Annotated in this window: 22 protein-coding genes; 8 read left to right on the forward strand and 14 right to left on the reverse strand. The window is 68.9% G+C overall.

Features of this window, described 5'->3' with window-relative positions; translation table 11 throughout:
- Positions 1-141: 141 nt before the first annotated feature.
- The gene (locus HDC96_RS14830) at positions 142-552 is read right to left on the reverse strand and encodes a hypothetical protein (RefSeq protein ID WP_179460665.1); all 411 of its coding nucleotides are present in this window, start codon (positions 550-552) and stop codon (positions 142-144) included.
- A 99-nt stretch (positions 553-651) separates the two neighbouring features.
- Positions 652-1,647: an aldo/keto reductase gene (locus tag HDC96_RS14835; protein WP_179460666.1), complete on the reverse strand. Its 996-nt coding sequence runs from the start codon at positions 1,645-1,647 to the stop codon at positions 652-654.
- Positions 1,648-1,749: 102 nt separating this feature from the next.
- On the opposite strand from HDC96_RS14835, the gene HDC96_RS14840 reads away from it, so the two are divergent.
- Positions 1,750-2,649 carry a LysR family transcriptional regulator gene (locus HDC96_RS14840; protein ID WP_179460667.1) on the forward strand — a complete coding sequence of 300 codons (900 nt, stop codon included), beginning with the start codon at positions 1,750-1,752 and terminating at the stop codon, positions 2,647-2,649.
- 46 nt (positions 2,650-2,695) lie between these two features.
- Here the strand turns inward: HDC96_RS14840 and leuE are convergent, their stop codons facing one another.
- Together leuE and HDC96_RS14850 are read right to left on the reverse strand one after the other, a co-directional pair.
- Positions 2,696-3,322, reverse strand: a complete 627-nt coding sequence (gene leuE / locus HDC96_RS14845; protein ID WP_179460668.1) for a leucine efflux protein LeuE — start codon at positions 3,320-3,322, stop codon at positions 2,696-2,698.
- 59 nt (positions 3,323-3,381) lie between these two features.
- Positions 3,382-4,305, reverse strand: a complete 924-nt coding sequence (locus HDC96_RS14850; RefSeq protein ID WP_179460669.1) for a LysR family transcriptional regulator — start codon at positions 4,303-4,305, stop codon at positions 3,382-3,384.
- A gap of 91 nt (positions 4,306-4,396) precedes the next feature.
- Between HDC96_RS14850 and HDC96_RS14855 the strand changes: the two genes are divergently transcribed.
- The 6 genes from HDC96_RS14855 to HDC96_RS14880 all read left to right on the forward strand — a co-directional run bounded on the left by HDC96_RS14855 (position 4,397) and on the right by HDC96_RS14880 (position 9,178).
- Positions 4,397-5,404: a zinc-binding alcohol dehydrogenase family protein gene (locus HDC96_RS14855; RefSeq protein WP_179460670.1), complete on the forward strand. Its 1,008-nt coding sequence runs from the start codon at positions 4,397-4,399 to the stop codon at positions 5,402-5,404.
- Positions 5,405-5,433: 29 nt separating this feature from the next.
- Entirely contained in the window at positions 5,434-6,087 is a 654-nt protein-coding gene (gene nfsB / locus HDC96_RS14860; protein WP_179460671.1) for an oxygen-insensitive NAD(P)H nitroreductase, read from the forward strand.
- A gap of 59 nt (positions 6,088-6,146) precedes the next feature.
- On the forward strand, positions 6,147-7,730 hold the full coding sequence (gene rmuC / locus HDC96_RS14865) for a DNA recombination protein RmuC (RefSeq protein ID WP_179460672.1): 1,584 nt from the start codon (positions 6,147-6,149) through the stop codon (positions 7,728-7,730).
- Between the two features lie 85 nt (positions 7,731-7,815).
- On the forward strand, positions 7,816-8,172 hold the full coding sequence (locus HDC96_RS14870) for a hypothetical protein (RefSeq protein ID WP_179460673.1): 357 nt from the start codon (positions 7,816-7,818) through the stop codon (positions 8,170-8,172).
- A 56-nt stretch (positions 8,173-8,228) separates the two neighbouring features.
- Positions 8,229-8,789, forward strand: coding sequence for a glutathione peroxidase (locus HDC96_RS14875; RefSeq protein ID WP_343203019.1), 561 nt, complete (start codon positions 8,229-8,231; stop codon positions 8,787-8,789).
- Positions 8,790-8,890: 101 nt separating this feature from the next.
- The gene (locus HDC96_RS14880; RefSeq protein WP_179460675.1) at positions 8,891-9,178 is read left to right on the forward strand and encodes a hypothetical protein; all 288 of its coding nucleotides are present in this window, start codon (positions 8,891-8,893) and stop codon (positions 9,176-9,178) included.
- Here the strand turns inward: HDC96_RS14880 and HDC96_RS14885 are convergent.
- Genes HDC96_RS14885 through HDC96_RS14900 form a run of 4 tightly spaced genes read right to left on the reverse strand, consistent with a single transcriptional unit; the run spans position 9,171 to position 11,417 of the window.
- Positions 9,171-9,731: an N-acetyltransferase gene (locus HDC96_RS14885; protein ID WP_179460676.1), complete on the reverse strand. Its 561-nt coding sequence runs from the start codon at positions 9,729-9,731 to the stop codon at positions 9,171-9,173. The two genes, HDC96_RS14880 and HDC96_RS14885, sit on opposite strands and share 8 nt — an antisense overlap.
- Positions 9,731-10,270 (reverse strand): tail fiber protein, encoded by a 540-nt coding sequence (locus HDC96_RS14890; protein WP_179460677.1) that lies wholly within the window; start codon positions 10,268-10,270, stop codon positions 9,731-9,733. The genes HDC96_RS14885 and HDC96_RS14890 overlap by 1 nt, the downstream gene beginning before the upstream one ends.
- Positions 10,271-10,300: 30 nt before the next feature.
- Positions 10,301-10,831, reverse strand: coding sequence for a tail fiber protein (locus HDC96_RS14895; protein WP_179460678.1), 531 nt, complete (start codon positions 10,829-10,831; stop codon positions 10,301-10,303).
- A gap of 52 nt (positions 10,832-10,883) precedes the next feature.
- Positions 10,884-11,417 (reverse strand): tail fiber protein, encoded by a 534-nt coding sequence (locus HDC96_RS14900; protein WP_179460679.1) that lies wholly within the window; start codon positions 11,415-11,417, stop codon positions 10,884-10,886.
- A 269-nt stretch (positions 11,418-11,686) separates the two neighbouring features.
- On the opposite strand from HDC96_RS14900, the gene HDC96_RS14905 reads away from it, so the two are divergent.
- Positions 11,687-16,969: a putative Ig domain-containing protein gene (locus HDC96_RS14905; RefSeq protein ID WP_179460680.1), complete on the forward strand. Its 5,283-nt coding sequence runs from the start codon at positions 11,687-11,689 to the stop codon at positions 16,967-16,969.
- An 84-nt stretch (positions 16,970-17,053) separates the two neighbouring features.
- On the opposite strand, the gene HDC96_RS14910 is transcribed toward HDC96_RS14905, so the two are convergent.
- The 6 genes from HDC96_RS14910 to HDC96_RS14935 form a co-directional block, all read right to left on the reverse strand.
- Positions 17,054-18,049, reverse strand: a complete 996-nt coding sequence (locus HDC96_RS14910; RefSeq protein WP_179460681.1) for a VacJ family lipoprotein — start codon at positions 18,047-18,049, stop codon at positions 17,054-17,056.
- A 1-nt stretch (position 18,050) separates the two neighbouring features.
- Positions 18,051-18,362 (reverse strand): STAS domain-containing protein, encoded by a 312-nt coding sequence (locus HDC96_RS14915; RefSeq protein ID WP_179460682.1) that lies wholly within the window; start codon positions 18,360-18,362, stop codon positions 18,051-18,053.
- The gene (locus HDC96_RS14920; protein ID WP_179460683.1) at positions 18,352-19,014 is read right to left on the reverse strand and encodes an ABC transporter substrate-binding protein; all 663 of its coding nucleotides are present in this window, start codon (positions 19,012-19,014) and stop codon (positions 18,352-18,354) included. Before HDC96_RS14920 ends, HDC96_RS14915 begins: the two co-directional genes overlap by 11 nt.
- Positions 19,011-19,538, reverse strand: a complete 528-nt coding sequence (mlaD, locus tag HDC96_RS14925) for an outer membrane lipid asymmetry maintenance protein MlaD (RefSeq protein ID WP_179460684.1) — start codon at positions 19,536-19,538, stop codon at positions 19,011-19,013. Before mlaD ends, HDC96_RS14920 begins: the two co-directional genes overlap by 4 nt.
- A gap of 115 nt (positions 19,539-19,653) precedes the next feature.
- Positions 19,654-20,403 carry an MlaE family lipid ABC transporter permease subunit gene (locus tag HDC96_RS14930; protein WP_019183993.1) on the reverse strand — a complete coding sequence of 250 codons (750 nt, stop codon included), beginning with the start codon at positions 20,401-20,403 and terminating at the stop codon, positions 19,654-19,656.
- Entirely contained in the window at positions 20,403-21,191 is a 789-nt protein-coding gene (locus tag HDC96_RS14935; protein WP_176991021.1) for an ATP-binding cassette domain-containing protein, read from the reverse strand. The genes HDC96_RS14930 and HDC96_RS14935 overlap by 1 nt, the downstream gene beginning before the upstream one ends.
- Positions 21,192-21,216: the final 25 nt, after the last annotated feature.

Below are 21,216 nucleotides of genomic sequence, written 5' to 3' on the forward strand. Positions count from 1 at the left end.
CTCGCGGTGGATGACTGTTAACGACAAGTCTGCGAGTTTTACCGAACGCGGCGCAGCATTACTACTGCCAAGCGTCGTAAGCAGCTGCGCGGCCCGCATGACCGGGGCGAAGGTGACGAAACCGGCACAAAGGCCGGACACTCATTCCCAGTGGCAGCCGGTGTCGGTGATCGCCTCGACGTCTTCGCCGAACGCGGTCTGCTGGCCGGTGCGGGCGTTGGTGTACGAGAAGCCATAGATGCGCGCGCCCTGCGAGCTGATCGCATAGTGGCCGATGACCTTGCCGTCCAGGTGCTCGTCCCACACCGTGTCGAACTGCCAGGGGCGGTCCTCGGCCAGCACCGTGCTCTCCTGCGATGCCAGGGTCAGCCGCAGCCACTGGGTCTTGCCGGCATAACGCACATGGCTGACCCGTTCGCCGTCCGCGGTGCCCTTGGCGAGTTTCCATTCGAGGTGGATCTGCTGGCGGCTGCCGCCGGTCAGGCAGCGGATTTCATCGGCGTGGGCCGGCGCGATGGCCAGCAGCAGCAACAACGGGGTGAGCCAACGCATGGGCCAGGGTCCATCCAGACAGAGAGGGGGCTATTGTCCTCCCGGCGCACCCGTAGGGGGCATCGGCCGGATCGCGCCTGCCGATCCGGCCGATGAAGCTCAGCGGTTCAACGTCGCCATCGCCGCGGGGGCATAACGCGCGCCGGCGGCGGCCTCGGCCGGGAAGATCGCATTGATGCGCGACACGTCATCGGGACTGAGCTCGACCTGCAGCGCGCCGAGGTTCTCCTCCAGGTAGGCCAGTCGCTTGGTGCCCGGGATCGGCACCAGATCGTCGCCCTGCGCCAGCACCCAGGCCAGGGCCAGCTGCGCGGGCGTCACGCCCTTGTCGCTGGCCATCGCGGTGACCGCGTCGACCAGGGCCAGGTTGCGGTCGAAGTTCTCGCCCTGGAAGCGCGGCGACTGGCGGCGGTAGTCATCGACCTCGAAATCGGCCGGGTTGCGGATCGCGCCGGTCAGGAAGCCGCGGCCCAGCGGCGAGTAGGGCACGAAGCCGATGCCGAGCTCGCGCACCGTCGCCAGCACACCGTTTTCCTCCGGATCGCGCGACCACAGCGAATACTCGGTCTGCACCGCGGTGATCGGGTGCACCGCATGGGCGCGGCGGATCGTGCCGGCCGAGGCTTCGGACAGGCCGAGGAAGCGCACCTTGCCCTGCTCGACCAGCCGCGCCATCGCCCCCACGGTGTCTTCGATCGGCACCGTGCCGTCCACGCGGTGCTGGTAGTACAGGTCGATGTGGTCCACGCCCAGCCGCTGCAGGCTGGCCTCGCAGGCGGCGATCACGTACTCGGGGCGGCCATCGACGCTGCGCGCGGCGGTGTCGCTCGGCTCCAGCCGGATCCCGAACTTGGTCGCGAGGAACACGTGGTCGCGGCGGTCGGCGATCGCCTTGCCGACCAGCACCTCGTTGGTGTGCGGGCCGTACATGTCGGCGGTGTCGAGCAGGGTGACACCGCGCTCCAGCGCGCGGTGGATGACCGCGATCGATTCGGCATCGCTGCCGCGGCCGCCGTAGAAGGCGCTCATGCCCATGCAGCCCAGGCCAAGCGCGGAGACGGTGGGGCCAGTGCGGCCAAGGGTACGGGTCTGCATCGGGTACTCCGGGGGGAAGAGAGGGAACACCCCCAGCATCCTCCTGCGGACTATGTGGATAAACTGGCTGCTCCTGCATCGTCCTTGAAGCCAGCCTTCACAATGAGTGCCCAGCACCCGCTGCCCGCCGTGGCCGCCTTCGCCCGCGTCGCGCACCATGCCAGCTTCACCCGCGCCGCCGACGAGCTGGGCGTGTCGCCCTCGGCGCTGTCGCAGACCGTGCGCGCGCTGGAAGCCCATCTCGGCGTGCGGCTGCTGCAGCGGACCACGCGCCGGGTCGGGCTGACCGAGCAGGGCGCGCGCTTCCTGGCACAGGTGCGCGAGGGCCTGGCCCGGATCGACGCCGCCTTCGAGGAACTGGACCAGGTGCGCGATGTGCCCGCGGGCAAGCTGCGCATCAACGTGCCACGGATCGCCGCCGAACTGCTGGTGCTGCCGCACCTGCCGGGCTTCCTGGCGCGGTATCCACAAATCGAGGTGGAGCTGTTCGTGGAAACCGCGCTGAGCGACCTGGTCGCCGGCGGCTTCGACGCCGGGGTCCGGCTGGGCGAAAGCCTGGCCCGTGGCATGATCGCGGTACCGATCGGGCCGCTGGAGCGCCAAGTGGTGGTGGCCACGCCGGACTATCTGGCCACGCACGGCGTGCCCGCGACCCCGGCCGAACTGGTCACGCACGAGTGCATCGTGCATCGGCTCAGCACCGGCCGGCGCATGGCATGGGAGTTCACCCGCGACGGCCGCGATCTCGAGGTCGAGGTGGCCGGCCGGCTGGTATTCAACGACGCCGGCCTGATCCGTGCCGCGGTGATCGGCGGCATGGGCCTGGCGCAGGGGTTCGAGGCGCTCTACGCCGGCGATGTGGCGGCCGGCCGCCTGCAGTGCGTGCTGCAGGACTGGCAGCAGCCGTTCGCCGGGTTCCATCTGTACTACCCGGCCCGCGAGCAGATGGCGCCCAAGCTGCGGGTGTTCATCGACTACCTGCGCGACGCGATGCGGCGCTGACGAACGGGGCGCGCGCGGTGGCCGCCCTTCCCGCGGCGGGCCGGCCTCAGCCGCTGACGCCCAGCCGCACGCCGAACCCGACCAGGAACACGCCCGCCACGCGCCTCAGCCAGAGCCCGACCCGCGGGTGCTGGAGAATCCGACGGCGCAACAGATTGCCGACCCCGATCAGCACCGAGCAGTACGCCAGTCCCATGGCGAAGATGATCAGCGCCATGGTCGCAAACGTCACCACGCCCTGGTGACGCGCCGGATCGATGAACAGTGGCAGGAAGGCCATGTAGAAGATGATCGCCTTCGGGTTGAGCAGGTTGATCAGCACCGCCTGGCGGAAGTAGTGGCCCGGGGTGAGCCGGATACCGCCTTCCTCGCCCTGGGCGCGTGGCTGGCGCAGCAGGCCGATGCCGATCCACACCAGGTAGGCCGCCCCCAGGTACTGCACGGCGTGGAACACCAGCGGGTTGGCCTTGAGCAGTGCGGCCACGCCGGCCACCGCCAGCCACATCAGGATCTGGTCGCCCAGCAACAGGCCGAACAGCGCCGTATAGCCGCCGCGCACCCCACCGCGACCGGTGGCGGTGAGCAGGGTGAAGGTGCCCGGTCCCGGCAACGCCAGGAACACCAGCACGGCAGCGACATAGGTCCACAGATCCTGGATGCCCATCCACGGCATGGCGGCGACTCGACAACGGGGAGGGGCATTGTCCGGCAGCCGCGCGCCGGGCGATAGCGTCAGCGCGCGCTGCTGGGCAATCCGGCGAGCAGCGGCTGCAGGCGGTGCGCGAACATCGCATGCAGCTGCCGGATCGCCGGGGAGAACTGCTTGCGGTGCGGGCACACCAGGTTCAACGGCAGGCTGTCGCCCGCGCCGTCCAGCAGCACCTGCAGGCGCCCGGCCTGGACATCGGCGCAGACATCCAGCCACGACTTGAACACGATGCCTTGCCCGGCCACCGCCCAGCGGCGCACCACGTCGGCATCGTCGCAGACCATGTTGCCGCGCACCGGGATCACCGTCCGCCGGCCCTCGAGCTCGAAACTCCAGCGGTCATACGCGCGCCCGGCCAGCTGGTAGAGCAGGCAGTGGTGGTCCTTCAAGGCCTCCAGGCTGTCCGGCGTACCGTGCCGGGCCAGGTAGTCCGGCGAGGCGGCCAGCACCCGGCGATTGCCGGGCAGCAGCGGCAGGGCGACGTAGCTGGCGTTGTCGAAGCGGCCCAGGCGGAACGCGATGTCGACCGGATCGCGGAACACATCGGCGACCTGGTCGGACAACTGCAGGCGCAGCTGCAGCTTCGGGTGGGCGGCGCGGAACTCGGTCAGCCACGGCAGCAGCAGGTTGCGGCCCAGGTCCGACGGTGCGGCCACCTGCAGCGTGCCGCGCAGCTCGGCATCCTCGCCGCGCACCCGGGCTTCGCCCTCGCGCAGCGCCGCCAGCACCTCCTGCGCGTAGGGCAGGTACAGCGCGCCCTCGGCGGTCAGGCGCAGGCTGCGGGTGGAGCGCACGAACAGCCGCAGGTCCAGCTCGCGCTCCAGTCGCGCGACGGCCGCGGCCACCTGGCCCGGGAGCAGGTCGGCCTCGCGCGCGGCGTTGGAGAAACTGCCCAGCGCGGCGGTGCGGACGAACAGGGCGAGGTCGTCGAACCGGATCATTTTCATTCCTGCAGTGAAAGTGATGCCCGATTTTGCGCCTTTCTCCGCCGGGCCGTGAAGCGCACGCTGTCGGTCCTCCCCAACGGATCTCCCCACGATGAAAGCCGTCGCCTATACCCAGCATGGCCTGCCGATCAGCGACCCCGCCGCGCTGGTGGACATCAGCCTGCCGATCCCCACCCCCGGCCCGCGCGACCTGCGGGTCGAGGTCCGCGCGATCTCGGTGAACCCGGTCGATACCAAGGTCCGCAACGGCGTGGCGGTGACCGAGCCGCGCGTGCTGGGCTTCGACGCGGTCGGCATCGTGGATGCGGTGGGCGACGAGGTGACGCTGTTCCAGCCCGGCGACGCGGTCTTCTATGCCGGTGCGATCGGCCGCGCCGGCAGCAATGCCGAGTACCAGCTGGTGGACGAGCGCATCGTCGGCCACAAGCCGGCCAGCCTGGATGACGCCGCCGCGGCCGCGCTGCCGCTGACCGCGATCACCGCCTGGGAGCTGCTGTTCGACCGCCTGCGCATCCCCGAGAACGGCGGTGAAGGCCAGACCCTGCTGGTGATCGGCGCGGCCGGTGGCGTCGGCTCGATCCTGGTCCAGCTGGCCCGCCAGCTGACCCGCCTGACCGTGATCGGCACCGCCTCGCGCCCGGATACCCAGGACTGGGTCTACGCGCTGGGCGCGCACCATGTGATCGACCACACCCAGCCACTGAGCGAAGGCCTGCAGCGCCTGGGCATCGCCGAGGTCAGCCACGTCGCCAGCCTGACCCATACCGACCAGCACTACGACCAGATCGTCAGCGTGCTCGCCCCGCAGGGCCAGCTGGCGCTGATCGACGACCCCGGCCAGCTCGATGTGATGGCGCTCAAGCGCAAGAGCCTGTCGCTGCACTGGGAATCGATGTTCACCCGCTCCAGCTTCAACACCCCCGACGTCCAGCGCCAGCACGAGCTGCTTGAACGCGTGGCAGCGCTGATCGATGCCGGCGTCCTGCGCACCACGCTGGGCGAGCACTACGGCCGGATCAACGCCGCCAACCTGCGCCAGGCGCACGCCCTGATCGAGAGCCACCGCGCACGCGGCAAGCTCGTCCTCGAAGGGTTCTGACCCTCACCGCCCCCATGGATTACCCGCACATGACCCTCGCTCCAGTGGCCCGTCGCCGCCACACCGCCAAGGCTTACGATTCCGCCCGCACGCTGCCGCCGGCGGTACTGCACGACCTGCTCGACGTGCTGCACCACGCGCCGTCCTCGGTGAACGCGCAGCCCTGGCATTTCCTGGTTGCCGGCAGTGACGAGGCGCGCGCCCGCATCGCGCGCGCGACCCAGCCCAACCAGCCCTACAACACGGCCAAGATCACCGATGCCTCGCACGTGATCGTGTTCGCCACCCGCACCGGCATCGATGATGCCTACCTGGCGCAGGTGATCGAGCAGGAAACCGCGGATGGCCGTTATCCCACGCCGGAAGCGCGCGAAGGCCAGCGCGGCGCGCTGCACCACTACGTGGACCTGCACCGCCACACGCTGGGCGACGTGCAGCACTGGATGCAGAAGCAGACCTACCTCGCCCTCGGCACGCTGCTGCTGGCTGCCGGCGTCCACGGCATCGACGCCACCCCGATGGAAGGCTTCGACGCGGAGGTGCTGGATGCCGAACTGGGTCTGGGCGAACGTGGGTTGACCAGCGTGGTACTGGTCGCGCTCGGCTATGGCAGCCAGGCCAACTTCAATGCCGACCTGCCAAAGTCGCGGCTGCCCAAGGACCAGGTGTTCACCCACCTGTAAGCCGCACCCGCCAGCACGTCGGCGCAGCCAATGAGACCGGCGCGGCCTACACTTGCCGCATGCAAACCGAATTCCTCATCCTCGGCGGCCTGGTGTGTGCCGTCCTCGTGCTGCAGCTGCTCGCGCTGTTGCGGCGTTCCGGCCATGGCGACCTCGAACAGACCCTGCGCGAGGAAGCGCGGGTCGGCCGCAGCGAACTGCGCGAGCAGCTCGAAGGGCTGGGCCGCCAGCAGGACGCGCGGCTGGAGAGCTTCGCCCGCGCGCTGACCGATCTGTCCACCCGCACCGACCAGCGCCTGGACCTGCTGCGCGATGCGCTCGGCGAAGACGCGCGCAAGGCCCGCGAGGAAAGCACGCTCAGCCAGCAGCGCACCGGCGATCTGCTGGCGCTGCGCATGCAGGAAGTGCGCGCGCAGCTGGAAGCGTTCGGGCAACAGCAGCAGGCCCGCATCGAAGCGTTCGGCCAGCAGCTGGTGGAACTGACCACGCGCACCGACAGCCACATGGCCGCGCTGCGCCAGGCCCTGGCCGACGATGCGCGCCTGGGCCGCGAGGAAACCGGGCAGTCGCAGCAGCGCCTGGCGGAATCGCTGGGCCTGCGCCTGCAGGAGATGACCCAGCGCAACGAACAGCGGATCGGCGAGATGCGGGCCACGCTCGAGCAGCAGCTCAAGAGCCTGCAGAGCGACAACGCCGAGAAGCTCGACCAGATGCGCGTGACCGTCGACGAGAAGCTGCAGACCACGCTGGAAACCCGCCTGGGCGCCTCCTTCCAGCTGGTCTCCGAGCGGCTGGAGCAGGTCCAGCGTGGCCTCGGTGAAATGCAGCAGCTGGCCACCGGCGTGGGCGACCTCAAGCGCGTGCTGACCAACGTCAAGAACCGCGGCAGCTGGGGCGAAGTGCAGCTGGACAACATCCTCGAGCAGACGCTCACCCAGGAGCAGTACGCGCGCGGCGTCAAAGTGCGCCCGGACAGCAACGAGATCGTCGACATCGCGGTGCGCCTGCCGGGCCGCGGCCATGAAGACACCCCGGTGTGGCTGCCGATCGATTCCAAGTTCCCGCGCGAGGATTACGAGCGCCTGCTCGATGCGCAGGAACAGGGCGATGTCGAGGGAGTACGCCTGCAGGGCGCCCAGCTGGAGCGCGCGATCCGCGTCCAGGCCAAGTCGATCTGCGACAAGTACATCGCCCCGCCGCACACCACCGATTTCGCGGTGATGTTCCTGCCCACCGAAAGCCTGTACGCCGAAGTGATCCGCCGCCCCGGCCTGATCGACCTGCTGCAGCGCGACCACCGCGTCGTGGTGGCGGGCCCGACCACCGTCACCGCGCTGCTCAACAGCCTGCAGATGGGCTTCCGCACGCTGGCCATCGAACAGCGCTCCAGCGAAGTGTGGGGCCTGCTCGGCGCGGTCAAGAGTGAGTTCGGCAAGTTCGCCGGCATCCTGGAAAAAGCCGAGAAGCAGATCACCACGGTCGGCCGCAGTCTCGGCGAAGCCAGCCGCAAGACGCGCACCATCGAACGCCGCCTGCGCAGCGTGGAAACGCTGGGCGGTGAACAGACCCAGGACCTGCTCGGCGACATGAGCGGCGAGGACGAGGACATGCCCGGCGACGAAGCCAGCACCCCGCAGGACTGAGTCCCGACGCGACGCATGCATGCGATCGCGCATGCTGCGTGGCACGTCCTTTCCCTGCCGTCTTCCACCTTTCAAGGAACCGCCCATGCGTCTGACCCTGATGCTGTCCCTCCTGCTCGCCCTGGCCGGGTGCAGCAGCACGCCCTCCGCCGACACCACGGCGGCGACACCCGCCACGCCGGGCGCCGCTGAATGCACCGCCGCCGGTGGCAGCCTGCAGCCGCTGGGCCGCCTGCAGCGCGTGCAGTGCGTGGTGCCCTACGCCGATGCCGGCAAGGTCTGCAGCGCCAAGGCCGACTGCAGTGGCCAGTGCCTGGCCACCAGCGATGTCGCGCCGGGAACGGCCGCGCGTGGCGTCTGCCAGCGCGATGTCAGCCAGAACTTCGGCTGCCGCCAGCGCATCGATGGCGGCGTGGCGCTCGGCACGATCTGCGTCGACTGATCTCCCCACGGCACGGCTATGCTGTGCCTCCCCCGATGCAACGCAAGGAATCTGCAGTGAGCCAGACCGTCTACGACATCCCCGTCACCACCATCGAAGGCCAGCCGACCTCGCTGGCCGACTACCGCGGCAAGGTGCTGCTGGTGGTCAACGTCGCCTCCAAGTGCGGCCTGACCCCGCAGTACGAAGGCCTGCAGGCGCTGTACGCCGAGAAGCAGGCCGCCGGCCTGGAAGTGCTGGGGTTCCCGGCCAACAACTTCCTGGCCCAGGAGCCGGGCAGCGAAGCGGACATCCAGCAGTTCTGCCAGCTGGAATACAACGTCAGCTTCCCGATGTTCGCCAAGATCAGCGTGGCCGGTGAAGACACCCATCCGCTGTACCAGCAGCTGACCGCCGCCCAGCCGGCCGCCACCGGCGAAGGCCCGATGCGCGAGAAGCTGCAGGGCGCCGTGGCCAAGTACCCGGAGCTGGTCGTCAACGCCGCCCCGGGCGTGCTGTGGAACTTCGAGAAGTTCCTGATCGGCCGCGACGGCCAGGTCATCGCGCGCTTCGCACCGGACGTGCCGGCCGACGATGCCCGCCTGGTGGCCGCGATCGACGCCGCGCTGGCGGCCTGATCCAGGCGCAGTGCATCGCGTGGCGCTTGTGCGCGCCACGCGATGCAGCGAGGATGAGCCACGCCGCCCTGCCTGCGGTGCACTGATCGGGGACAGGTCACATGGAATTGTTGACGCTTGAACACTTTGCCGGCTGCGTGAACGAGACATTCGCTGCCGAGTTCGATGGCATGCAGATGGAGTTCGTGCTGGTCGAGGCGCGGCCGCTTGCGGGTCGTCCGGACGCAGCGCGCGCGCCGTTCTCGCTGTTGTTCCGCAATGGCGCGCCGATCGTGTTCCCGCAGCAGATCTACCCGATGCGGCACGCACGGGTGGGCGAGGTCGGCATCTTCCTGGTGCCGATTGCGCAGGAACGTGCCGGCTTCCTGTACCAGGCCGTGTTCAACTGAGGGGACGGTGCGTGGGCTCCCAGCGCATGGGCAGGTAAAGCTCGCCCGCCGCCGCCGAGGTGGCGACAAACCCCATACGCTGGTACAACCGCAACGCACCGTGATTGTGCTGCATGACATGCAGCCGCAGCGCGCGACCCCGCGCCGCACAGGCCTGTTGTTGGCAACCGATCACCGCCGTGCCGATACCGGTACCGCGCGATGAAGGCGACAGGCTGATGTCCACGATGAGATCTTCCTCACCGTCTTCATCGACATAGAAGCGGCCCACCGGCTGTTCCTCGCGCAGGATAGCCAGGTAATGCGCGCGCGGGTGCCGGGCCAGGTAGTGCTGGTGCTGGGCCACGAACTGCTGCGACAGGAACTGCCGCTTGGCAGCCTCCGGCCAGGGTACTGACCGGAGTTCCTCTTCGCGCGTGCTCGCATACAGCTGCACCAGCCAGGGCAGGTCATCGTCGAGCAGCGCGCGCCATTGCCAGCCGGTGCCGCCGGCGACCCCGGCCAGCGCTGGGCGCCGGCCCGGAGGGAACGGCGCCAGCGTCCCGGGCAGCATCAGTCGAACGCAGGGAAAACGCCCTGCAGGGCAACGCAGAAGTTCACCGCCAGGTAGGGCTGCTGGTTGTTGTGTGGCTGGTTGCCACCGCTGCTGGGCAGCAGCATGGACGGGGACAGCGGCGTATCCGGCGTTGCATTGCTGAAGGGCTTGACGGCGTTGGACCCGGGCTGGGAAAGACCACCACCGGCAACCGGTACGCCGCTGCGCTTGCTGGTGTCGGTCTGCGCGAACGCGGTCAGCGTGTGCGCATGGGCGGGCATCTCCAGTGTGCTCAACGCCACCTGGGAGACGCCGAACGTGTCGCCGATCATGCGGGGGGTCAGGCCGTTGCCGGTGCCCGTCCCTCCGGCAGCGCGGGCGCTGAAGTTGGGCAGCTGGAAGGTGCTGGTGCCGTTGCCGCCGTACTGGATGCCGAGCAGCGAAAACAGGGCGGTATTCTGCTGGATCGCCAGCGTAGCGCCGTTGCAGAACGCCCACCCGTTCGGGGCGAAGTTGAAGCCGAACGGCTGGATCTGTCCGATGTAAGGTTCGGTCATGTCGGTTCTCTGCGCGTAACGAAGGAAGGATCAGGCCTGCTGCGGGAAGATGCCGGCCCAGGCGATGCAGTACTGCACGGTCAGGGTGGGCATGCAGTTCTCGTGCGCCTGGTTGCCACCGCTGCTGGTCACGGCCAATGCCTCCATCGCCAGTGCGGTGGCCCCGTTGGTGTCGGTGACATAGAAGGTCTCGCCACTGACGGCGCCCGGCAATGCGGTGGCGACGGGCGCCTCCAGCGTGGCCACCGCGCTGGCGAGCGACAGCGCATGGGTGTGGGCCGGCATCTGTGGCAGGGTCAGCGTGACCGATTCGGATCCGGACACCGCGCCAAGCGCGCGATTGCTGAGCCCCGGGCCCTGGCCCATGTGCAGCGGCAGGCGGCCCCGCAGGTCCGGCACGGCGAAGGTGTTCTGGCCGTCACCGCCGTAGGTCGTGCCGATCAGCACGAAGAGCACTTCGTACTCTGCGATCGATACCAGTGCACCGTTGCAGGCAAGCCATCCACTGGGAACGCGGTTGAATCCGAACATGCGGATTTCGCCGACGAAAGGTTCGCTCATCTGATCATGCTCCGTGTGAGTAACGCATGGCCGGCAACGGCCGGCCCCGTGATCAAGCGCGGGAGGGGAAGATTCCCTGCAGCGCGATGCAGAAGTTGAGCGTGGTGTAGGGCTGCATGTTCGGATGGGGCTGGGTGCTGCCTGCCGGGGCGACCGACTGCGGTGCCTGTGCCACCAGCGCGCCGCCCTGGGCTGCATACAGCTTGGTCGTGCCGCCGCCGGCGAACGTGCGCCCGGTGGGGTTGCGGTTGTCGCCGACGGCGGCCACGCCCACGACCTGGTGGCCATGCGCAGGCAACTGCGTGGGCAGCAGGGTCACGTTCTCGTTCCCGGCCTGCTGACCGATCTGCATGGCCGGCGGCTGCCATGCCCCATCGACCGAGGGCGAATACGCGACGGGTGTGCGCCCGCGCAGGTCCGGCAGGGCGAAGGTGGTGACGCCATTGCCGCCGTACTGCACGCCCAACAGCGAAAACAAGGCCTGGTTCTGGTTGATGGGCAGCAATTGCCCGTTGCACTGCGCGAAATACTTGGGTGCAAAATTGAACCCGGCCATCATGATCTGGCCGACGAAGAATTCGCTCATCTGATCCCCCTTGGATGCTGAGCGCGGCGCCGGACTGGCGCGCAACTACTCTGAACGCCATTCAGGCTGTTCACAAGTCCCGCCGCTGGGGCCCTTTCTTCGCCACGGGGACTCTGTTCCAATGGCGCCAAAGGGGGGAGGCGTGGAATGCCTGCCGCTGGCGACGTCAGGGAACGACGGGGGCACCATGCTCCCGGGGCAGCCGGCACGGGACGCGCACCTCGATGTTGTTCTGCATCCAGGTGGATTCTTTCCAAGGGGGAAAGATCATGGCACTCCGTACCCGATACGCGCGTACCGCGCGTGTTTTCTCGACCGTGTTCGTCCTGTTCTGCGCCGCCCTGTGCTGGTCCAGCGTCGCCTGGGCCGCGCATACCTCGTTGATCTGTCCGGCCCAGTCGGCAACCGTGGGCAACGGCGGCACGGTGGCGATCAACGTCACCGCCTGCGCCAATCCGATCGCCCTTGCCGGTGATGGGGCTGTGGACGGCCCGCAGCAGCCGCAGCACGGCACCGCCAACCTGCGCATCACCGGCGGCAGCTGGTTCGTCGACTACGGTCACAACGGCGACACCGCCACCAGTGATGTCTTCGAATTCTCCGACACCGATGGCGACACCGTCCGGGTCACGGTGACCATCACCCCGGCCAACTCCACGATCGTGGTCGCACCGGCCGCGCTCACCCTGACCGCCGGTACGGCGGTATCGCAGACGCTCAGCGCCAGCGGCGGCACTGCGCCGTATACCTTCACGCTGCAAGCCGGTACCCCGCCACCTGGCATCACCGTCAACGCCGGTGTGATGAGTGGCACGCCCACCCAGCGCGGTGCATACAGCTTCACCGTACGCGCCACCGATGCCACCTCAGCCACCGCCGACAAGACCTACAGCGGCACGGTGCAGAATCCCAGCCTGAGCCTGTCACCGACCGCCGCCACGGCCATCCAGGGCGTGGCGTTCTCGCAGACGCTGACCACCATCGGCGGTGTTGCGCCCTACATCTATGCGATGGAAGCCAGCAGCCTTCCCGCCGGCCTGTCGCTCAATGCAGGCGTGATCAGCGGTACCGCCACGGCGGCCCCCGGCACCTATCCGGTCACCCTCCGCGTCACCGACAGCAGCAGCGGCACCGGCACCTATTTCGAAGTGGAGAACTTCACCCTGACGGTGAGCGCGGCGCCCAGCGTCAGCATCGCCGTGACGCCGGCCAGCGTCAACGAGGACGGGGGGACCAACCTGGTCTACACCGTCACCCGCAGCCTCAACCTGTCCTCGCCGACCGTGGTCAACCTGACCACCAGCGGCACCGCGACCAGTGGCGTGGATTACACCGGCGGCGTCGCCACGGTGTCCATTCCCTCGGGCGCCACCACCGCCACAGTCACCCTCAGCCCGACCGCCGACGCTGCCGTGGAAGCCGACGAAACGGTGATCCTCACCGTCGCGGCCGGCAGCGGCTACACCGTCGGCGCCCCGGCCAGCGCCACCGGCACGATCCTCAATGACGACGTGCCCATTGCATCGATCACGGTGGCCCCGGCCACGGTCAACGAAGACAGCGGCACCCCGCTGGTCTACACCGTCACCCTGGACCAACCGAGCCTGGTGCCGCTGTCGATCGCCTACACCGTGGGCGGTACCGCCACCAGCGGCACCGACTACGCGGCGGTGTCCTCGCCGCTGTCGATCGCAGCCGGGGCCACCACCGGCACGATCACCGTCACGCCCACGGCCGACAGCACCGTGGAAGCCAATGAGACCGTGGTGCTGACGCTGGCTGCAGGCACCGGCTATGGCGTCGGCGCACCGACAAGTGCGACCGGCACGATCCTGGATGACGACCAGCCGGCATTGAGCATCAATGATGTCAGCCTCACTGAAGGCGACGGCGGCACCACGGCGTTCACCTTCACCGTGTCGCTCAACGCGCCGGCGGGCCCGGGCGGGGTCAGTTTCGACCTCGCCACCGCCAACGGCACCGCCACCGCCGGCAGCGACTATGTCGCCCAGACACTGACCGGGCAGACCATTGCGGCGGGCAGCAGCAGCGTGACCTTCAGCGTGCTGGTCAACGGCGACACCTTCAACGAGCCCAACGAAACCTTCTTCGTCGATGTCAGCAACGTCACCGGTGCCACCGTCGCGGACGCGCAGGGCCTGGGCACGATCATCAATGACGATGCGCTGCCATCGCTGTCGATCAATGACACCTCGGTGACCGAGGGCAACACCGGCACGGTCGCCGCCACGTTGACGGTGACGTTGTCGGCGGCCAGCGGGCAGACGGTCACGGTCAACTACGCCACCGCCGATGCCAGTGCCGTCGCGCCCACCGACTATGTCAGCGCCAGCGGGACGCTGACCTTCGCACCCGGCACGACCACCCAGACCATCGCGCTCACCGTCAACGGCGATACCACGCCGGAGGCCGACGAGACCTTCGCGGTCACTCTGACCGGACCCACCAACGCCACCCTCGCCGATGCGCAGGGCACCGTCACCGTGGTCAACGATGACCAGCCGGTCACCGTCGCGCCGACGGCTCTGCCGCCTCCGGCGATCGCCGTTGCCTACAGCCAGACCCTCGTCGCCAGCGGCGGCAGTGGCAGCTACAGCTATGCGGTCACCACCGGCTCGCTGCCGCCGGGCCTGACCCTCAGCGCGGGCGGCCTCCTGGCCGGTACGCCCACCGCCGGTGGTTCGTACGCCTTCAGTGTTACCGCCACAGATACCAGTGCGGCACCTGGACCCTACACCGGTACGCAGGCCTACGTGCTCACCGTGGGCGCACCCACGCTGGTGCTGCCGGGTGGCCCACTGCCGGGGGCGACGCTCGCCCAGCCGTATACCGCCACGGTCGGCCCGGCCAGCGGCGGTACCGCGCCGTACGTCTATACGATCACCGCCGGCAGCGTGCCGCAGGGATTGAGCATGGCGGCCAGCGGTGTCTTCAGCGGCACCCCGACCGCATTGGGCACGTTCAACTTCACCGTGACCGCTACCGACAGCAGCACCGGCGTGGGTGCGCCATATTCGACCAGCACCCCGATGTCGATCACCGTGGCCGACGGCCTGCCGGTGGCCGGCAACGTCAGCACCTCGGTGGCCTACGGTGCGCCGTCCACACCGGTGACGCTCGCGCTGTCGGGCGGGGCGGCCAGTTCGGTGGCGATCGGTACCGCACCGCTGCACGGCACCGCCACGGTGACCGGACCGACCTCGATCAGCTATCAGCCGGCGGCAGGTTTCGCCGGCAGCGACAGCTTCACCTATACCGCCAGCAACGGTACCGGTACTTCAGCGCCGGGCACGGTGACGGTCAGCGTGGGCACCCCGACCATCACCGTCAGCGCCACCAGCGTGTTCTCGGCGGTGGCCGGCATGCCCTACAGCCAGACCTTTACCTGGTCCGGTGGCGCCGCTCCTTACAGCAGCTACCAAGTGAGCAACCTGCCGGCCGGTCTGTCGATCACCGCGAGCACCGTCGACAGCGTCACCGTCAGCGGTACTCCGACCCAGGCCGGCAGTTTCAACCTGCAGGCTTCGGCGACTGACAGCAGCACCGGCAACGGTCCGTTCACCACCGCCCAGGGCTTCACCCTGATCGTGGCCAGCCCGACCCTCACCGTGACCCCGGCGACCCTGCCGGCGGCCACGGCCGGCACCGCTTACCAGCAGGCGGTCACCAGCAGCGGGGGCGTGGCGCCTTACAGCTACGTGTTGACCGGCGCGCTGCCCAGCGGCGTGGCCTTCGACGCCGGCACCGGCGTGCTGTCCGGCATCCCGACCCAGTCGGGCAGCTTCGCGCTGACCCTCACTGTCACCGACAGCACGACCGGTACGCCGGCCAGCGTGGTGCAGAACTACACACTGCAGGTGGCTACTCCGGCACTGACGCTGACCCCCGCCGCCGGCACCCTGACCCCGACCACGGCGGGCAGCGCCTACCAGGTGCCCTTCGCCGCCGGCGGCGGCGTGGCGCCGTATGCCTTCGCCATCACCACCGGCACCCTGCCGGCGGGGCTGGCGCTGGATGCCGCCACCGGTCGCCTGTCGGGCACGCCCACGGCCGTGGGAACGGTCGCCTTCAGCGTGACCGCCACCGACAGCACGACCGGCACCCCGGCCACCGTGACCCAGGCCTATACGCTCAGCGTGGCCGCGCCGGTGCTGACCCTGACCCCGGCAACCCTGCCGGCCGGGTTGTTCGCCAACGCCTACCAGCAACAGCTCTCCACAAGCGGTGGCACCGCCCCGTACACCTACGCGGTGACCACCGGCGCGCTGCCCGGTGGCCTGGCGCTGGCCGCATCCGGCGCGCTTACCGGCACCCCAACCGCAGCGGGTGCGTTCGCCTTCACCGTGACCGCCACCGATGTGCTGGGCTTCACCGGCACGCGCGACTACACCGTGCAGGTCACCCAGCGGCCGGACCCGACCCGCGACCCGGAAGTGCGTGGGTTGCTGTCGGCGCAGGCCGATGCCGCGCGGCGCTTTGCCACCTCGCAGATCGAGAACTTCCAGCAGCGCATGCAACGCCTGCACGGTGCCAGCCGCAGCAACGGCTTCAGCAACAACCTGGGCCTGGCCTATGGGCCGCAGCGCTGCGATCCGGCGGTGGGCAGCCTGCCCGGCAGTGATTGCGATGCCCAGCGTCGCCAGCCGTTCGATCGGGAGCCGGGGCTGGATGCGCCGGCCGCGGCCGGCACTGGCTCGCAGGCACCGCTGGGCCTGTGGGTGGGCGGTACGATCCGCACTGGCCGGACCAACGGACGTGGCAGTGCCGGCGGTGACTTCAACACCGACGGCGTCACCCTGGGCAGCGACCTGCAGGTGGGCGAAGACCTCGCCCTCGGCGTCGGCCTGGGCTACGGACGCGACCGCACCGATGTGGGCGAGAACGGCAGCCGCAGCGACGGCCAGGCCTTCACCCTGGCGTTGTACGGCAGCTACAGCCCCGGCCAGCATCTGTTCGTGGATGCGCTGCTGGGCCACCAGTTGCTGGACTACGACCTGCGCCGCTACGTGACCAGCGACGGCAGCTTCGTGCATGCCCGTCGCGATGGCAGCCAGTGGTTCGGTTCGCTCTCGGTCGGTGCCGATCTGGCGCGTGGCACCTGGCAGTTCACCCCGTATGCGCGACTGGATGCGTCGCGCGGCACGCTCGACCGCTACGTCGAGCAGGGCAGCGACCTGTTCGCCCTGCGCTACGGCGACCAGGACGTGGACACCAGCACCGGCAATGCCGGCCTGCGCATCGAGACGCGCAAGACCGCCGCCTGGGGTGCCTGGACGCCACAGCTGCGGGTGGAATACCAGCACGACTTCAGCGGCAGTGGCACCGCCACGATGCAGTACGCCGATCTGGTCGGGGTGCCGTTCTACCGGACCTCGCTGGATGGCTTCGACCGCAACCGATGGATGCTGGGCGCCGGGGTGATGTTCGACTTCGGTCGCACCTGGGGCCTGCGGGTGGACTACCGCGGATTGGTCGGCAGTGGCGATGACCGCGACCACGGTGTGCAGATCAGCCTGGACAAGGAACTGTAAACCAGCAGCAGCTGCCTCCGTCTGGCGTTGGATGCAACGCCAGGCAACAAAAAACCCCGCCGAGGCGGGGTCTTTTGTTTGTCTTCAATTACCCCAGTTCGGCATCGGCATCGCATCGACCGGGATCGGCGCGTCCGGATCGTCCTTGCCGCGCGCATGCTTGCCGCGCAGGTCGTTCTCGATCTGGTAGTTGCGGCGCTGCAGCCACGCATCGCGGACCAGCGAGTACTCGTCCACCGCGTTGTCGCGCATGTCGTCCACCGCCAGCAGCTGCGAACGCATGTCCACCAGCTGCAGGCCCTGCAGGCCGATGCGGATCTTGTCCTCTTCGATCGTGCGGATCGGCGAGAGCGGCATGTCGCCGGCCAGGCCGAACACATCGCGCACGGTACGCGGGCCGAAGAACGGCAGTTCGACGTAACGCGAACGGCGCCAGCCCCAGGTGCCCAGGGTCTGGCCGAAGTCTTCCTTGCGGCGCGGCACCATGGCCTTGCTGGCCGGGTCGAACAGACCGCCGATACCCAGCGTGGAGTTCATCAGGAAGCGGCCCAGGCTGTCCCAGGCGTCATCCGGACGGCCCTGCAGCAGCTGGTTGGTGATCGTCACCGGGGCGCGCAGGTTGCTGAAGAAGTTGCTCACGCCGGTCCGTGCGAAGCGCGGGACGACGTTGGTATAGGCCACCGCCAGCGGACGTGCGACCGCGCGGTCGACCACGTTGTTGAAGCTGTGCACCCTGCGGTTGAACGGTTCCCACGGATCGTACGGCGCGCCGGTGGGCTCGGTGCCGTCCGCGGTCGGGGCCGGGCCGCCGTACAGGGCGGCGAAGTCGTCTTCGGCATTGGTCGGCGCGGTGCCGCCGGTGACCGGTGCGGCGGCCGGATCGCTGGCCTGCGGTGCCTGGGCGGCCGTGTCGGCGACGGCCTCGGCCGGTACCGCATCGGTGCTGGCCACATCGGCCGCCGGTGCCGCCGCAGGGGCGACCTCGACGCTGACCGGTGCGCTGTCGCGTGCGGGCTTGCCGGCACAGGCGCTCAGGGCCAGCGCCAGCACAAGGAGGGGGAGGGTGCGTATGACGTTCATGTCAGCTCGCCGCAGAAAGGGCATGGAAATCCAGGGAAGGTGCCAGCCGGTAGGCGGCACGGAGGTCGGTGAAACCGTCCGGGCTGCCGACGATCGTCGGCGTCGTCCCGGTTGCGCGCAGGCGTGCGGCCAGCTCGGCCAGCAGCGCCAGACCGGCGCTGTCGAGCCGGCTCACCGCCGCCAGATCCAACTGCTGCACGCCGTCCAACGCGGTCAGCGAGGGCCACAGGGCCGTCACCGCCGCGCGGTCGAGCAGCCCGCTGAAGACCAGCGAGGTGCCGTTGCGCTGCACGGTGGCGCTGTTACTTGCCACGCGGGGCCTGCCCGGCCTGCATGCTGCCGTTGCGCAGCTCGGTGGCCACCTGCTGGATCGACTTCTGGCGCAGCGGGGCATCGAACTGGGTCTTGAAGGTCTGCACGTAGGAGATGCCTTCGATCATCACATCGAAGATCTTCCAGTGGCCGTTGACGTTGCGCATCAGGTAGTCGACCGGGGTCGGCTCGTTGCCGGCCCGGATCAGCTCGGTGGATACGCGCACGCCGCGGTTGCCCGGCAGCGGCGACTCGCTCTTCAGGCGGAAGGTCGGCTTGCCCTGGATCTCGAGCAGGGCCGAACCGTAGCGCTGCATCAGGTTGTCGGCCATGGCATCGGCGAACAGCTTGACGTCGGCATCGGCGGCGCCGCGGCCGTGCACGCCCAGCACCAGGCGGGCCGCGTAGTCACGGTCGAAGGTCTTGTTGAGCTCGCTGTTGATGAAGTCACGCAGCACGGCCGGGTTGGCCCGGAACTCGGTGCGGCGCTGCTGCAGCGAGGTCAGGATGCGGGTGCTGGCGTCCATCACGGCCTTGCCGGCCTGGCCCTGCTGGGCGGCAGCGGCTGCCGGGGCGGCCTGGGCGAAGGAGAGCGAAGGCGTGGCGGCGAGCAGGGCCGAGGCCAGCAGGGCCGGGATCAGGGTCTTTTTCATGGTTGCGGTTCCGTTGCAGGCGCGGGCGCGCCGTTGCCATCGTGGGAGTCAGCGCCACCGGTATTGGCCGGACCGCTGAACATGTACTTGCCGACCAGCTGGAGCAGGTCCACCGCCGGCTGGGTGAAGACGATCTCGTCGCCGGACTTGAGTACGTCCGGATCTCCGCCCGGCTGCAGTCCGATATAGCTCTCACCGAGCAAACCGCTGGTGAAGATGCCGGCCGAGGTGTCGGCCGGCAGGTCCTTGAACTTGCCGTCGAGCTTGAGGGTCACGATCGAATCGAACTTCTGGGGATCCAGTTCGATGGCCGAGACCTGGCCGATGGTCACGCCGCCGATCTTGACCGGGGCCTGCTTGCGCAGCTGGCCGATCTGGGTGAAGCGCGCCTTGAGTTCGTAGCCGCTGCCGCCGGTACCCCACCGTTGGTTGGTGGAGGCCACGGCCAGCACCAGCAGCGAGGCCAGCGCCAGCAGCAGGAAGGCGCCGACGGAAAATTCGAGTCTGGGACCGCGGATGGCCATGGGATATCTCACTGTTCTTTGTCAGGTGCCTGGACAGGTGTCCGGGCGGGAAGTCTTTGCGTACTCAAGCGGGGTACTGGCCAGGTCTACGGCCGTACCGACCAACGGTCGGTACCTACTGGAACATCATGGCGGACAGCACGAAGTTGAAGACCAGCACCAGCAGCGAGGCGTTGACCACCGCACGCGTGGTGGCGACCGAGGTGCCTTCGATGGTGGGCTCGGCATGGAAGCCGACATAGGACGCGACCAGGGCAGCCGTGCCGCCGAAGATCGCCGACTTCAGCATCGCCACGCCGAAGTCATCCCAGAAGTCCACGCTGTTGCTCAGCGCCGACCAGAACACGCCATTGTCCAGGCCGAGCACGTGCACGGCCTCGAAGTAGCTGGCACTGATCGCCAGCGAACAGAAGATGCCGGTCAGCAGCGGCACGGTCAGCACCGCCGCCCAGAAGCGCGGTGCGACGACCTTGGCGACCGGGTCGATCGCCATCAGCTCCAGGGCCTTGATCTGGTCGGTGGCGCGCATCAGGCCCAGTTCGGCGGCGATCGAACTGCCGGCGCGGCCGATGAACAGCAGCGCGGTCAGCACCGGCGCCAGTTCGCGGTACAGCGACAGGCCGAGCAGGGTCGACAAGGCATCCGCGGCACCGAAGGTGGTCAGCGTGCGGTAGCCCTGCAGGGTCAGCACCAGGCCCACGAAGGCACCGCCCACGGCGATGATCGGCAGCGAACGTGCGCCGATCTTGTAGATCTCGCGGGTCAGCTCGGCCAGGAAATCGGCGGTCGGCAGTGAGCCGCGCAGCACCGTCAGCGAGAACAGGCCGGCGCGACCGAGCGAGCGGGTGGCGTCTACGAACGGCATCAGGCAACCCTCGCACGCGGTGCGGCATCGAAGGGGATCGGGCCGTCCGGCTCGCCATGCAGGAACTGCCGCAGCAGCGGGTCCTGGCTGGATTCGAGCGCGGCGGGGCTGCCCTGGAACACGATGCCGCCGTTGGCGATCGCGATCACCTGGTCGCAGATCGGCAGGGTCTCGTGCACGTGGTGGCTGACGATGATGCTGGTCAGCCCCAGGCTGTGGTTGAGGCGCTGGATCAGGCTCATGATCACGCCCGAGGCGATCGGATCCAGCCCGGTCAGCGGCTCGTCGTAGATCATCAGTGGCGGGTCCAGGGCCAGCGCGCGGGCCAGGGCCACGCGGCGCGCCATGCCGCCGGACAGCTCACGCGGCCAGGCGTCGGCAGCGGCCAGCAGGCCGACCGCGTGCAGCTTCATCTGCACCAGGCGGCGCAGCACGGGCTTGGGCAGGCGGGTGTGGGTGCGCAGCGGCAGCGCCACGTTCTCGGCCACGGTCAGATCGGTCAGCAGGCCGTTGCCCTGCAGCAGCACGCCCACGCTCTTGCGCATCTCCAACAGCGCGCGTGCGCCGGTCGGGATGGGCTGGCCGAACAGGGTGATGTCACCGGCGGCCGGGCGCAGCTCACCGGTCAGCGCGGCCAGCAGGGTGGACTTGCCACTGCCCGACGGGCCGAGCACGGCGGTGATGCTGCCGCGCGGAACGGTCAGCGAAACGTCGCGCAGGATCGTGCGTCCGCCGCGGTCGATGCGGACGTTGGACAACTGCACCAGACTCTCTTCGGAAACCGTCATGAGCGCCATTAACAAAATTCCAACG

Origin of the sequence: Stenotrophomonas sp. JAI102, from assembly GCF_013409105.1 — a bacterium.
In the GTDB taxonomy this organism is placed as follows: Bacteria; Pseudomonadota; Gammaproteobacteria; order Xanthomonadales; family Xanthomonadaceae; genus Stenotrophomonas; species Stenotrophomonas maltophilia_AA.